Origin of the sequence: Chryseobacterium ginsenosidimutans, assembly GCF_039536845.1 — a bacterium.
GTDB lineage: Bacteria > Bacteroidota > Bacteroidia > Flavobacteriales > Weeksellaceae > Chryseobacterium > Chryseobacterium ginsenosidimutans_B.
In genome coordinates, this window is record NZ_BAAAZJ010000003.1 from 1,323,957 (window position 1) to 1,337,629 (window position 13,673).

The 13,673-nt window shown below is 35.0% G+C and carries 11 protein-coding genes; 5 read left to right on the forward strand and 6 right to left on the reverse strand.

Annotated elements, in window-relative coordinates; translation table 11 throughout:
* The first annotated feature begins 450 nt into the window (after positions 1–450).
* Positions 451–1,101, forward strand: coding sequence for a DnaJ domain-containing protein (locus ABD745_RS06230; RefSeq protein ID WP_344826822.1), 651 nt, complete (start codon positions 451–453; stop codon positions 1,099–1,101).
* A 534-nt stretch (positions 1,102–1,635) separates the two neighbouring features.
* Entirely contained in the window at positions 1,636–4,494 is a 2,859-nt protein-coding gene (gcvP, locus tag ABD745_RS06235; protein WP_344826824.1) for an aminomethyl-transferring glycine dehydrogenase, read from the forward strand.
* Positions 4,495–4,602: 108 nt separating this feature from the next.
* Here gcvP and ABD745_RS06240 read toward each other — a convergent pair whose 3' ends face one another.
* Positions 4,603–5,034 carry a DUF1801 domain-containing protein gene (locus ABD745_RS06240; RefSeq protein WP_344826827.1) on the reverse strand — a complete coding sequence of 144 codons (432 nt, stop codon included), beginning with the start codon at positions 5,032–5,034 and terminating at the stop codon, positions 4,603–4,605.
* A gap of 480 nt (positions 5,035–5,514) precedes the next feature.
* Between ABD745_RS06240 and ABD745_RS06245 the strand changes: the two genes are divergently transcribed.
* Positions 5,515–8,517 (forward strand): LamG-like jellyroll fold domain-containing protein, encoded by a 3,003-nt coding sequence (locus ABD745_RS06245; RefSeq protein ID WP_344826830.1) that lies wholly within the window; start codon positions 5,515–5,517, stop codon positions 8,515–8,517.
* Between the two features lie 224 nt (positions 8,518–8,741).
* On the opposite strand, the gene ABD745_RS06250 is transcribed toward ABD745_RS06245, so the two are convergent.
* On the reverse strand, positions 8,742–9,059 hold the full coding sequence (locus ABD745_RS06250) for a nuclear transport factor 2 family protein (RefSeq protein ID WP_344826833.1): 318 nt from the start codon (positions 9,057–9,059) through the stop codon (positions 8,742–8,744).
* A 217-nt stretch (positions 9,060–9,276) separates the two neighbouring features.
* Positions 9,277–9,984 (reverse strand): SDR family oxidoreductase, encoded by a 708-nt coding sequence (locus tag ABD745_RS06255; RefSeq protein WP_344826836.1) that lies wholly within the window; start codon positions 9,982–9,984, stop codon positions 9,277–9,279.
* A gap of 125 nt (positions 9,985–10,109) precedes the next feature.
* Between ABD745_RS06255 and ABD745_RS06260 the strand changes: the two genes are divergently transcribed.
* Positions 10,110–10,487: a winged helix-turn-helix transcriptional regulator gene (locus ABD745_RS06260; protein ID WP_344826838.1), complete on the forward strand. Its 378-nt coding sequence runs from the start codon at positions 10,110–10,112 to the stop codon at positions 10,485–10,487.
* A 36-nt stretch (positions 10,488–10,523) separates the two neighbouring features.
* Here the strand turns inward: ABD745_RS06260 and ABD745_RS06265 are convergent, their stop codons facing one another.
* Both ABD745_RS06265 and ABD745_RS06270 read right to left on the reverse strand, forming a co-directional pair.
* Complete coding sequence (locus tag ABD745_RS06265; protein WP_344826840.1) at positions 10,524–11,243, reverse strand: AAA family ATPase; 720 nt, start codon at positions 11,241–11,243, stop codon at positions 10,524–10,526.
* A gap of 40 nt (positions 11,244–11,283) precedes the next feature.
* Entirely contained in the window at positions 11,284–11,784 is a 501-nt protein-coding gene (locus ABD745_RS06270; RefSeq protein WP_344826842.1) for a MepB family protein, read from the reverse strand.
* An 818-nt stretch (positions 11,785–12,602) separates the two neighbouring features.
* On the opposite strand from ABD745_RS06270, the gene ABD745_RS06275 reads away from it, so the two are divergent.
* On the forward strand, positions 12,603–12,938 hold the full coding sequence (locus ABD745_RS06275) for a DMT family transporter (RefSeq protein WP_344826845.1): 336 nt from the start codon (positions 12,603–12,605) through the stop codon (positions 12,936–12,938).
* 2 nt (positions 12,939–12,940) lie between these two features.
* On the opposite strand, the gene ABD745_RS06280 is transcribed toward ABD745_RS06275, so the two are convergent.
* The gene (locus ABD745_RS06280; RefSeq protein ID WP_344826846.1) at positions 12,941–13,603 is read right to left on the reverse strand and encodes a glycosyltransferase family 32 protein; all 663 of its coding nucleotides are present in this window, start codon (positions 13,601–13,603) and stop codon (positions 12,941–12,943) included.
* Between the last annotated feature and the right edge of the window lie 70 nt (positions 13,604–13,673).

Here is a 13,673-nt window from a genome sequence, read left to right on the forward strand (position 1 = left end):
TTTTTTTTGAAGCTATTTCCCGCTTTCCGCTATATCTTTTTTGCCATGCTTTATCCCATACAAAAAAGGATGTCGCTGCAATCGGGGCTAGGATATTTGTCGTTCCTTTCAATTTTTCACATTACTACAACATGATGTCATTGCGAACGAAGCGAAGCAATCTCTTTCAAAATTAAATCACCACAAAGTTTGTCATTCCGCAGGAATCTCAACAAGGATTTTACAAAAACATATCTATAAAATGAGTGTAGATTCCACGCTACACTTTGTTTCGCTCTGAATGACAATCTGAATGGATATTCTAACCGTCCAATCTTTGCTGAGTGAAATGCCTTTGCGAACGAAAAAATATTCTCAATTATTTAAAGAAAAACTTAGCGACCTTTGCGTTAAAAGAGATTGCTTCGCTTTGCTCGCAATGACAAATTCCTTATTTTTGCATAGTTCAAAATGAAAGATTACTACTATTTTCTCGGGATTTCTCACGATGCTTCAGAAGAAGACATCAAGAAAGCTTATAGAAAACTGTCTTTAAAATATCATCCTGACAAAAACGAAAATGACGACTTTTTCGCAGATCGTTTTAAAGAAATTCAGGAAGCTTATGAAACGTTGAGCGATAAAAGCAGGAGGTATACTTACGATCAGAATTTAGAAAGTCATCAGAAAAGTTTCAGATATAATATTCCGCCGGCAATCAAAACGTTTACTGCGAATAAAATTCATGCGAAGAAAGGAGAGGAGATTATTGTTAATTGGCAGACTCAAAATGCCGATGTTGTGAAAGTTTTACCCTTCGGACTGGAAAAACCTTACGGAGAAAGAGTTTTTAAAATAACGGAATTCAAAGATGGAAAGTTCCAGATTTTACTTCATGCGACGAATTCACTGTTGCATAAAACTGCAGTTCAGGGAATTACCATTACGGAAGTTTTTGAAAGTGAGGGCGAAAAGTTCAGAGATAAAGCGGAAGAATTATTCAAGTCGCAATCGAAAACAGTTGCAAATCCGCATGGTCAGCCAAAAGTTGCGAGAATAATCGCAGGTATTTTGCTGTTGATTCTGGCGATTTATTTTTTAGTAAAAAACTTTAGCAATTAAGCCATTTTCTTCCTTCCCGGGCAAGATTTACATCTTTTTCCTTTTTTAAATTTCTTGCAGCAGGATTTCTTTGTGCCACAATACATTTCTTCAGTATTTATTGATAAAGCAGGAGTCAAAGCCGGTACTTTGAAAGGGACTATCATATTCATGCTGCAAATATATTAATTTAGAATAAATATAGATAATAAATTTTCATAAATTATTATGCCTTGATTGTTAATGATTTAAATATATTTTAAGGCTTTATTTTAATTTTCAGGATTTAAAATTTCCACCAAAAAATTTATCAGCCAATTAATAGAAATTTCTTACTCATTTTTACGAATTTTTAAAAATTCGGAGGGAATTTTAATTTAATTAAAAAGTGATTTTTAACTGTTTTTATATCTAAGATGGCAATAAAAACCTATTAATTTTGAATAAGATAGAATACTTATCGTTATTTGTTTGTGATTTTAAATTAGTTGTACAATTTTCGAAAAAATCGTAATTTTACCCATCTTTTTTTACAAACAAAATCTAATATAAAAAATGAATACAGAACAGTTTGTGAGCCGTCACATTTCCCTAAATGAAGCCGATAAACAGGCAATGTTGGAAAAAGTTGGCGTTTCAAGTATCGAAGAGCTCATCTCTCAAACCATCCCTTCTTCTATCCGTTTAGAAAAAGATCTTGAAATCTCAGAACCGCTTTCAGAATACGAAATGCTTATCCACTCAAAGGAATTGGCATCGAAGAATACTGATTATACAAGCTATATTGGTTTTGGATATCATAATACATTATTGCCATCGGCTATTCAGAGAAATATTTTTGAAAACCCGAGTTGGTATACAGCTTATACACCTTATCAGGCGGAAATTGCACAGGGAAGACTGGAAGCTCTTCTTAATTTCCAGACTGTTGTATGTGATCTTACAGGTTTTGCTTTGGCAAATGCTTCATTATTAGATGAATCTACAGCTGCTGCAGAAGCAATGCACATGTTCTTCAACAACAGAACTAAGGATCAGAAAAAAGCAGGAGCAAATAAATTCTTTGTTTCCGATCTTGTTTTACCTCAGACCGTTTCAGTGTTGAAAACTAAAGCTGAAGGACTGGAAATCGAAATCGTGGAAGGAGATCACAAAACGCATAAGCTTGATGGTTCTTATTACGGAGTTTTATTACAATATCCCGGTAAAAACGGAATCGTTTTAGACTACACGGAAGATATCGTAGAATATAAAAAATTAGATCTTCAGGTTGCGGTTGCTTGCGATCCAATGGCTTTGGTTAAATTAAAATCTCCTGCTTCTATGGGCGCTGACTGTGCCGTTGGAACCACTCAAAGATTTGGTATTCCATTAGGTTACGGAGGTCCTCACGCAGCATTTTTCTCTTGTAAAGAAGATTATAAAAGAGATATTCCGGGAAGAATTATCGGGGTTTCTCAGGATATGTACGGAAGACGTGCATTGAGAATGGCTTTACAAACAAGAGAGCAGCATATCAAGAGAGAAAGAGCAACCTCAAACATCTGTACAGCTCAGGTTCTTTTAGCTGTTATGGCTGGAATGTACGCTGTTTATCACGGTCCGAAAGGATTAAATTATATCGCTGATCAGATTCACTTTAAAGCAAATGCTTTGAAAAACGGTCTTAAAGCTTTAGGATATCAAACAGTTGAAGAACCAATTTTTGATACAGTAAAAATTACTTTAAGCGAGGATGAAAAAGGAAGATTGATGAGAATGATGCTTGATCATAAACTAAATCTGAACTATTTCACAGAAGGCGTTGTAAGCATCGCGATCAACGAAAGTACAACATTGGAAAAATTAAATGTTCTGATGGCTTCTTTTGCTCAGTTTAAAGATAAGCAGACTTTCAAATTAGAAATTAAAGAAGGATACAGTATTCCTGAAGAGAATTTAAGAAAAGACGAAATTCTTACAGAAAGCGTATTCAACAAATACCATACAGAAACGGAATTGATGCGTTACATCAAACGTTTGGAAAGAAAAGATTTATCATTAACTCATTCAATGATTTCTCTGGGTTCTTGTACAATGAAATTGAACGCAGCGACTCAAATGTTACCGCTTTCTTGGGAAAATTGGGGTGCAGTTCATCCATTTGTACCGGTTGATCAAGCGGGAGGTTATCAGGAAATGATCCGTGAATTAGAGAAAGATTTAGCTGAAATCACAGGTTTTGCAGGAACTTCTCTTCAGCCAAATTCTGGGGCTCAGGGAGAATATGCAGGATTGATGGTGATCAGAGAATACCACATTTCAAGAGGCGAAGGTCACAGAAATGTCGTGTTGATTCCTCAGTCTGCACACGGGACAAACCCGGCTTCTGCAGCAATGGCGGGAATGAAGATCGTTGTTGTTAAAAATCTTGAAAGCGGAGAAATTGATTTCGAAGACTTGAAAGCTAAAACAGAACAACATTCTGAGAACCTTTCTTGTGTAATGATCACTTATCCGTCAACTTACGGATTCTTTGATGCAAATATTAAGGAAATTACAAACTTGATTCACCAACATGGCGGACAAGTATATATGGATGGTGCAAACATGAACGCTCAGGTTGGATATACAAGTCCGGGAAATATCGGAGCAGACGTTTGTCATTTAAATCTTCACAAAACTTTCGCAATTCCTCATGGAGGTGGAGGTCCTGGAGTTGGTCCGATCTGTGTGGCTAAACATTTAGTTCCATTCCTGCCTTCAAATGCAAACATCAGAATCGGAGCTAAAGAAGCTATCGACGGTATTTCTGCGGCACCTTATGGTTCTGGATTGATCTTAAATATTTCTTACGCTTACATCAAAATGTTAGGAACTTCAGGATTGAAAAAAGCTACTGAGCATGCGATCTTAAATGCTAATTATTTGAAAGAAATCTTAGCTGAGCATTTCCCTATTTTATATTCAAATACAGAAGGTAGAGTAGCGCACGAATGTATCGTAGATTTCAGACAGTTCAAATCTTTAGGAATTGAAGTTGCTGATGTTGCGAAAAGATTGATGGATTACGGTTTCCACGCTCCAACAGTTTCTTTCCCGGTTGCAGGAACATTAATGATCGAACCAACAGAATCTGAAAGCAAATCTGAAATCGATCGTTTTGCAGAAGCTTTAATTGCTATCAAGCAAGAGATTGACGAGATCGCAAACGGAGAAGCTGATGCTACAAACAATGTATTGAAAAACGCTCCTCACACAGAACAATTGGTAATCTCTGATTCTTGGGATAAACCATATAGCAGAGAAAAAGCAGCATATCCGCTGGAGTGGGTGAGAGACCACAAATTCTTTGCTTCTGTTTCAAGAGTTGATGAAGCTTACGGAGACAGAAACTTAGTTTGTACATGTGAGCCGATTGAAGCTTATATGTAAATAAAAGTTTTTTAGATATACTAAATCCCTTTCAGTGATGAGAGGGATTTTTGTTTTTGTTGTGATGTCTATTTTTGAGAGGTCAAACCGTTGAAAATCTATAAGCGATTACGATTCTTGCTTAGTCGTGTATTGTATTACCTCCTCAAGTATTTCAATATTGATATCTTTCAGTGTTTTGAATTTAATGCAATATCCGCTCACGCTCGCTTTTCCTAATCTTTGTCCGTAGGTTTCAGACAAGAATTTTTTATCTTCAATACCCATAATATAGATAGAAATCCCGGTAGTATTTGCACTGAGACCTATTTTATAAAACTCTTTTGTTGTTCCATTTGCATATTTTATAATGTGAAGTCCATATCCGATATTGGGATTGGAAACGACTTTATTTTCAATGTCTTTACCATCCAGAAACCATAATTTACATTCTGGCATTATTTGCATAATGATCTGATGCAGGGTCTCCATTTCACTGCGCTTTGGTTCGGGCTGGCCGGAAATATATTGTTGGATTTGTTCTTCTATGTTCATAGACATTACAGAATTATAGGGTTTTAAATCAATCAAATATAAAATAATATTCTTATGCCTTCAAGCTTTATTGAGATAAAAAAACAGGTTTTATTTGGAGCAATTAAATTAATATGATTAAAAGTTGTATCATGATTCCAATTTTTATAATTCTAATATTTTTCCTTTTGAATCAAAATATAAATTTGAGATCTCATATCCAAAAACTTTAATGTTATTTGTACGGTTATTTTCATATAGAAAAGACAGTTCTTATGTGCAAATTCAGTTTTGTTAAAGACAGAGTTCCATCTTGGTTATTTTTGGTTGCAAATTTTGAAGCTGTTCTTCCGTTTTCGTCCTGAAAATTTGTTTCATTATTAAGAAAATATCAGCCTTTTTCTCGGAATAAATTGTAATGAATTGATATTTAGGAGGTAGACAGGATGGAGCAGGATGCTCATTTTTGGGTTTGTAGGTAGATTGGTTAACACAAAATTAACATTCATGAAAAATAAATCTTTACTATTCAAGCAAACTCTTAAATCTTTACTGTTTTGTGGATTAACATTGTCTACTCTCGATTTGGATGCTCAAACATTGGCATTTCCGGAAGCTACTGGTTTTGGCAGATACACTACAGGAGCAAGAGGCGCCGCAAATCCTCAAATTTATCTGGTTACCAATCTTAATGACAGCGGTCCGGGTTCATTCCGTGATGCAGTGAGCCAGCCTGGGCGATTTGTGATATTTAAAGTTGGAGGTATTGTTAATTTACAATCAATAGTTGCTGTGGCAGCTAATACAACAATTGCTGGACAAACCGCTCCCGGAGAAGGAATCGTTTTTTTGGGACCAAGAGTTTCATTTACAGGAGCCAATAATACAATTGCCCGATTTCTTCGTCTCCGTTATGGTGGGACGTCTCAAAATCAGGACGCATCAGGAATTGCCAATGGAGCCAATATCATTTTAGATCACATGACTTTTACCTGGGGTACAGACGAAGTATTTTCTGTTAACTGGGATAGTAACGGTACAAGTCCCGATAATATAACAATTCAGAATTCTATTATAGGACAGGGAATGCACCGTCATAACCATTCTGCGGGAGGATTAATGCAACCTCCTCCAGGTGGTAAGATCAGTTTGATTGGAAATTTATATATCTGTAATAAAACCCGTAATAACAAAATAAAAGGAATTAATGAATTTGTAAACAACGTAGTTTACAACTGGGGAAATTATGGGAATACTTATGGGCATACACAATCCGGAGAGGCTTACATTATGGGGGGAGATTCGGCAGGTGCTTCCTATGCAAATATTATCAATAATTATTTTATTGGAGGTCCAAATACAAGCAGTACAGTTACTACACCTTTTAGTGTAGGTAATGCCAATTTTAATCTATACGGTCTCGGAAATTATTTTGATAACAATAAAAACGGAGCCTTAGATGGAGCTTTAGTTCCTCAGGACTTGACAGGATATCCGGTAGGTGATGCAACAGCAATACAGTCAGCAGCATATGATTATCCAATGAAAAACCCAACATTGAGCGCTCAAGGTGCGTATGATAAAATTGTTGCAAACGCGGGAGCATCATATCCGAGACGTGATCAGGTAGATCAATTAATGATTTCAGATCTGATGTCTAAAGGAACGACAGCTACTTATGTGTATGTACAGACTGATTTAACGACTCAATTTGGTTTTACTAATGGTGGGGCAGGACACGTTTATGGTGCTCCGGCTCCTTTGGATACTGATAACGACGGGATGCCGGATGCGTGGGAAACTGCGAACGGATTAAATCCAAATGTTTTCGACGCATTGGCAGTAAGCACAACCTATGCTCCGTATTTGAATATTGAGGTTTATATTAATGGTTTACCAAATACAGCTCCTCCGGATTTTATTATTCCGCCAACCAATTTGAATTTCACCAATGCAGTTACAGCGGGAGCTACCCCTTCCAGTTCTTTAACGGTTAACTGGAGTGATAATGCTACTAATGAAACCAATTATGTATTAGAGCGTTCTCCAAATGGTACTGCTTTTTCAGTCATTGCAACATTACCAGCAAATACCACAAGTTATAATGAAGTGGGTTTAACTCCTAACACTCAATATTATTATAGAGTTAAAGCAATGAATGCTACAGAATCTTCTGTTTACACATCAAATACATCTATCACGACACCGCCGATTCCGGCAGCTCCTACACAGGCAGCGAATCCGACTCCTGCAAATGGTAATGTAAATGTAGAGCTTAGCAGTGGCAATTTGCTTTTAAAATGGACAGGCAGTACAAACACAACATCATATTCAGTTTATTTTGGAACAGATCCTTTAAACTTAAACAATGTTGCTACTGTACCTTATTCTGCGACACCATCTTATCAGCTTAGCAATTTAAATACAGCAACAAACTATTATTGGAGAATTGATGCTAATAATTCCCTTGGTCTTGCGACAGGAAATGTTTGGAGTTTCCGTGCTATCACACCAAGTCTTGTCGGGAACTGGCCATTCGCAGAAGCTCCTTTATCAGGTGAACAGATTGCAGATTTAACATCTTATGCCAATAATGGAACATTAAATGTAGCCTACGATAATGCCAATGTAAGAGTACCGGGAAAAGAAAACAATGCCCTTGATCTGGCAACTTCTTCGAGTAATATGTATATCGCAAGTATTCCAAATCAGGATCATATCTTATTTAATAATAATTCTTTTACTGTTTCTTACTGGATGAAAGCTCCGGTAACTATGATCCCAGCGTCTTCTACAACCAGTCTTTATGTATTGTGTAAAGGTTCATTCACCAAAAATACTACAACAGGAGCAACGGGTAAACGTTTTAACGTAGAGATCAAAGGTGGTCAGTTGAGATATGCTATCGATGATGACGTTACGAAAAAAGAAATCACATCACCAATTGCCAATTATTTTACAGGTAACTGGGTACATGTCGTTATCCAGAGAGATATTACTGCGCATAAAATGAGAATTTATACAAATGGTGTTTTAAGTTCTGAAGGAGACGAAACTGCGGTTACAGGTATTGGTGAAGCAAGCGATCTGATCATTGGAAACATTGGTGAACTTGAATTTTTGGCAAGTACCAATGCTCCGGCTCCTTATAAAGGTGCATTTGACGAGCTTAAAATGTATAATTATGCATTATCTCCAACAGAAATATCTGCTTTGTATAATCAGGCAGTATTGGGTAATGCGGATTTCAGTATCAGCAAAAATGTGGGATCTGTATATCCGAACCCTGTAAAAGACCAGCTATTCATTAAACTTCCGGAATATAAAAAATCAAGTTTAATGGCAACAGTAATGGATATGACAGGAAAGGTTATTATTAAAGAAAAAATTAATGCTAACGGAAACGGAATTTTTAATTTAAATATTGCCGGTAGAAAAGTATCAGGAAATTATATCCTTAATGTTTCAGGAGATAATTTGAATAGCAATTTTAAAATTATTGTTCAGTAAAAAAATTGAAGCACACTTTAATTAATTCATATTTAACAAGAAATCCTTTCAAATTTTTTGAAAGGATTTTTTGTTTAGGATTAGGGCTTATATTCTTGATATATGTAGAATAGTAATTGCTTTATTAAGACTTTTTTTAAGAATTTCGCCTTCAATTTGTTTCGTTAATTAGCAAAAGTTGCTCTTGATTTTCTTTTGAAATATCAATCTTTTCAATTTCAGTTTTATCCCGTAATTCTCAAAGACTCAATAAACCCATCACTCAACTCAAAATGATATTTCAAAACTACAGGACTTCCGGGAAAAGTTCCTGAGATTTCCGCTGACAAAATGTTCTCTTTTTCGTTGTAATCTAAAGGTTTCATAACAGTTTTATATTCTTTATTTGCAGTGTCAATCCAGTTTTGTATTTCTGTTTTTCCGTTGTGGGTTTTGCCTTCGTCAAACACGACGGCTGTTTCAGTGAAACAGTCGGCATATGCATGGCTGTCAAATTGGGTTTGTGCTTTCACTAATTCTGAGATGATGTTTGGTAAGTTCATTTTGTTTGTTTTTAAATTAATATTTATTTTTAAGACAAAGGGCTTTAAGATTTTTTCAGTAGTTTTTCGTTTTAAGGCGTTTCACATAGCAAATTGGCAGAGAATTTTAATCATTTTCAACTATCAACTATCAAACAGTAGGTATGGTTCCTCCATCAATGACGTATTCGGTTCCGGTGAGATAATTGGCTCTTGGCGATACCAGGAATCCTACCAGTTAGGCAATTTCTTCGGGTTGTGCAGGTCTTCCGAAAGGAATTCCGCCCAGTGCATTCATTACGCTTTGTGTTGCCTGTTCAATGGAGCTGTTATTGCTTTCGGCAATCCGTTCCATCATTCTTTCGGATGCAGTGGTCATGATCCAGCCGGGTGAAACAGTTAAAACACGAACTCCTTTTGGGGAAACTTCGTTAGACAAACTTTTGCTGTAATTCAGTAAACCTGCTTTTGCAGCAGCATAGGGAAGTGTGCTGTCATATAACGGTAATCTTGCCTGAATAGACGCGATGTGAATGATGACACCTGTTTTCCTTTCAATCATTTGTGGTAAAAAACCTCTGTCTAAACGAACAGGAGATAATAAATTCGTCTGCAGTGATTGCAGCCAATCCTCGTCTATCAAAACAGTAAAACCGCCGCCTTTGGTCTCTGAACCTCCGAGATTATTGACCAAAATATCCAGTCTTCCGAATTTCTGTAAAACTTCTTCAACAACTTTTTGGGTTCCCTGAATGGTGCTTAAATCAGCTGAAATAAAGTATAAATCAGGATTTTCTTCTTCGGGAGGATTTCTTGCAGTGATAATCACTGTTGCTCCTGCGTTGAGCATTCTTTCCGCGATAGCTTTTCCTGCGCCTTTTGTACCACCTGTAACTAAGGCAATTTTATCCTTAAGTTCATTATTAAAATCAAATTGATTTTCCATTTCTTAAATTCTTTGATACAAATTTCAGAAGTATCTTAGTTTCTGACAATAACGGAAAATCGAATTGCATAGGGATAAATTTTTCTCCTATTGTGCATTTTGGAACATTGAGTTAATTTTGTTATATGCATGAAAGAAAAATTCCTCTGAACTTAAATTGCGGACTTGACCTCATCGGTGAAGTGCTGTATGGTAAATGGAAAATCCGTTTGCTGTGGTTTATTAATGAAGGTCACTTACGCCCAAGCGAATTACAGCGTAAAATTCCCGACGCATCAAGGCGGGTTTTGAATATTCAACTGAAAGAAATGGAAGAACACGAATTGGTTTCAAAAATCATTTACGCACAGGTTCCGCCAAAAGTAGAGTATTATCTCACGGATTTTGGGAAGACGCTGATTCCTGTTATTTCTGTATTGGGAAATTGGGGGGATCAAAATGAGGAACAATTGCGGAAAGTTATTTTGAGGAGATCAGAAAACGGGGGCAAGGAAATCTTGTAAATTTGAGGATTTCAAGGCTGTGTAGTAGACCTTCTTTCATGATTGAGTTTTGTGTTGAGCTTCCAGTTTTTTAATCAATCTCCCTTTAACAATCGTAAAAGTATAATCTTTCGCTTCTGCAAAAGAAATCTCATATTTCCGTTCAATATTGCTCAAATCTTCAGGAAATTTTGACAACAAATTATCATAAAAAGTGTCCAAAAACTCTTTGGAAGGCATTTCATAATTAATTTTAAGCTGAAAACGTCTTATCAAAGCCGTATCAATGATTTCAGGATGATTCGTAGCACACAGGAGGAGGGCATTTTCGGGATAATAATCAATTAGCTGGATCAAAGTATTCACCAGTCTTCTCATTTCGCCCACATCTTTATCGTCGCTGCCTCTCGCTTTTCCGATTTGGTCGAGTTCATCGAGGAAAAGAACTGATCTTTCTCTGGAAGCTTTATCGAAAATCATTTTGATATTTTGAGAAGTTTCTCCAATTCGGGACGAAATGATATTGCTTAAATTAAGAATGATAATATTTTTGCCCAAAGCATTCGCAATTGCCTTTGCAGTCATAGTTTTCCCGCAGCCCGAACTTCCCTGAAGAAGTATTTTATTGTTCACGGGAAGTCCGTACTCCTGTAATTCTTTGGCGTAAGTCTGTTCCTTAATAAGCTGTACAAATTGTTCCTTATTTTTAGGTTCAAGGAAAACATCATGGAGTGTTACTTCTTCTTTATCTTGAATAATAAGGTTGTACAGATTCATTTTATAGTAAAATTATATACAAAGATAAAGTTTTAATAATTTAGAATTTTGTGTCTAAAATTGCTTTAAATTTTTCAAGAGAATTATTTTCAGACAAGTTAATAAATGACTTTTCCTGCCATTTTTTTGTTTTTTCTGCCTGTTTATTTTGAGGAATATCCCAGTCCGGATATACTCTGAAACCTCGTTTTCCTTCTTTCAACAGTGTCGTCAGGATTTTATTTTGAATCAAAACTTCTTTGCTAAAAATGAAAAAACCATTATTGATCCCGGATTCTGTCGATACAATATAGAAATTGAAATGATCTTGCTGTGTAAAAGGTTCTGTTTCCAGTGTTTCAGGATTTCTTTTCCATAGGGTGACGAACTGGCCGACTTTTTTAGGTGTAATTTTCGCTTTCCTGAATTTTATACTGAATGTGTTTAATTGAAAATTATATCCAAAATACTCATCGCATTCAAAGTCTTTTAAAAGGTTTGTAATACTGCAGTCCAGTTTTGAAAAAACAGAATTTTGTATTGCTTGAAGTTCTTTAATCATGAAAAATAAGTGTTGAGAATACAAACTTAGAAAACTTCAAGACAATATATAAAAAAAGCCGAACAAAATTGTTCGACCCTATCGGCTATTATAAAAATTAAATTTCTCCTTAGTGTAAAACTTTTGTTATGTTTTTTGTGCCCTTTTACTCGCTGTGAGTAAAAGAGCAGTCAATCTTTTTACAGATTGAAAACATAAACAATATAATTCGTCTGTGTGTTCTGCAACTGGTATTAATTTAGCAGTTCAGAACGTTCAATTAATTTCTTTCTTCTCTTTTTACTGTCATAAAGTAAGAAGCGAATACTACTAAACATGTTGCGATTCCGATGTAAGTTACCATTTTTGTTTTATTTTTAATTATTTGACTTTTTATTATCAATTTTACATTTGCAATATTACAACTTTCAAATAACGTACCAAAACAAATAATTATGATGTATATCAGTGTTTTATGGTGATTTTGTTTATGATTTGTATAAAAATAGTTTACATTAAATTAATATAAAATTAAAAATTTATAGGAGGTTTTATTGTTTTATCTGTAAAATTTTATCGATCCTTCAATGCTTTTGTGTTTTGTATTTAAAAGTTGATAATACAAAAAAGAAAAAATGCAATACATAATAACACAATTTGAGATAATATTATATCACTATTTTTTGAACTGTAATGAATTTAATGTTAACTGAATTTATTATTAATCAAATTAAAGTGAATTTTTGTGTAGCGATTTTGTCAGTATTTATGCCATAATTTTTCATGACAAAATGTATGACACAAATGTTTTTAATTACTTTGTCTTAAAAATAACGATTATGGGACGCAGTTATGTTTACTTATTATTAGCAATTGTTTTCGAAATTATAGCCACGACTTTCCTGAAAAAATCGGAGGGATTTTCTAAAATTTTACCGTCAGTAATTACTGTTGTTGGTTATTCTGCTGCGTTTTATTTTTTAAGCCTTACATTAAAGCAGATTCCTGTAGGCGTAACATATGCTATTTGGTCGGGTGTAGGAATTATTTTTATTACTGTAATCGGGATTGTTGTTTTTAAACAAATTCCGGATCTTCCGGCGGTTATGGGAATAATTTTAATCATAATTGGAGTCATGATTATTAATTTGTTTTCAAAAATGGGAACACATTAATTTTAGTATTCGCGGATAATTGCCTGTCGGATTTGCTTTTGTTTCCAGTGTTCAGCACGTTTCTCGTACAGAAAAAACTTTCCTAATTTATATTTGAATTTCAGAAAGCCGCGAAATTCAATTCCATCAAATAATCTGTAAGGAATCTCCGGATTTTCCTGCAAAGCCTGTCTGATTCCTTTGCTAAAGACTGTGGGACCGGTTGTAGAATGGATATTATTAGGATATCGATGCGTTTTTATATTGTCGAGCATCAGTTCTAAAGTTTTCTCAAGAAAAGGATGATTTTTATTGAAAATAAGTCCCCACTGTACAAAAAGATTGGGATGCCTTTCTGAGCTGATAACGGCTTCATCATTATCCTTTATAAGGTATTTCAAAGGTCTTGTGGCAGAGCTGTCTATATCCAGATAAACCCCGCCCTTTTTATATAAAATAGCATAGCGGAAAAAATCGGCTTTTGCAGCTCCAATGGTTAATTTTTTATAGTTTTCGATATATTCCGGAGGAAATTCTTCTGTAATGAACTTTTCAATATCTTCATCATCATAGAAAAAATATTTATACTCGGGATTATTTCTTTTCATGTTCCAAATGTGCAGTTTCGTAATAAAAGGGAGTTTTTTAGTTTTAAAAGTCTGGAATATCTGTTTCGGAACTGCCATAGTTTATTTTTTAAAAGTCTGTTATTCAATTGTTAATAAGCCATGATTGATTTTATTTAAATAAAATTTT

Bases quoted from the DNA above. Each gene is read 5' to 3' on its own strand.
- ABD745_RS06230 (WP_344826822.1), top strand. From the start codon at position 451: ATGAAAGATTACTACTATTTTCTCGGGATTTCTCACGATGCTTCAGAA.
- gcvP (WP_344826824.1), top strand. From the start codon at position 1,636: ATGAATACAGAACAGTTTGTGAGCCGTCACATTTCCCTAAATGAAGCC.
- ABD745_RS06240 (WP_344826827.1), bottom strand. From the start codon at position 5,034: ATGTCTATGAACATAGAAGAACAAATCCAACAATATATTTCCGGCCAG.
- ABD745_RS06245 (WP_344826830.1), top strand. From the start codon at position 5,515: ATGAAAAATAAATCTTTACTATTCAAGCAAACTCTTAAATCTTTACTG.
- ABD745_RS06250 (WP_344826833.1), bottom strand. From the start codon at position 9,059: ATGAACTTACCAAACATCATCTCAGAATTAGTGAAAGCACAAACCCAA.
- ABD745_RS06255 (WP_344826836.1), bottom strand. From the start codon at position 9,984: ATGGAAAATCAATTTGATTTTAATAATGAACTTAAGGATAAAATTGCC.
- ABD745_RS06260 (WP_344826838.1), top strand. From the start codon at position 10,110: ATGCATGAAAGAAAAATTCCTCTGAACTTAAATTGCGGACTTGACCTC.
- ABD745_RS06265 (WP_344826840.1), bottom strand. From the start codon at position 11,243: ATGAATCTGTACAACCTTATTATTCAAGATAAAGAAGAAGTAACACTC.
- ABD745_RS06270 (WP_344826842.1), bottom strand. From the start codon at position 11,784: ATGATTAAAGAACTTCAAGCAATACAAAATTCTGTTTTTTCAAAACTG.
- ABD745_RS06275 (WP_344826845.1), top strand. From the start codon at position 12,603: ATGGGACGCAGTTATGTTTACTTATTATTAGCAATTGTTTTCGAAATT.
- ABD745_RS06280 (WP_344826846.1), bottom strand. From the start codon at position 13,603: ATGGCAGTTCCGAAACAGATATTCCAGACTTTTAAAACTAAAAAACTC.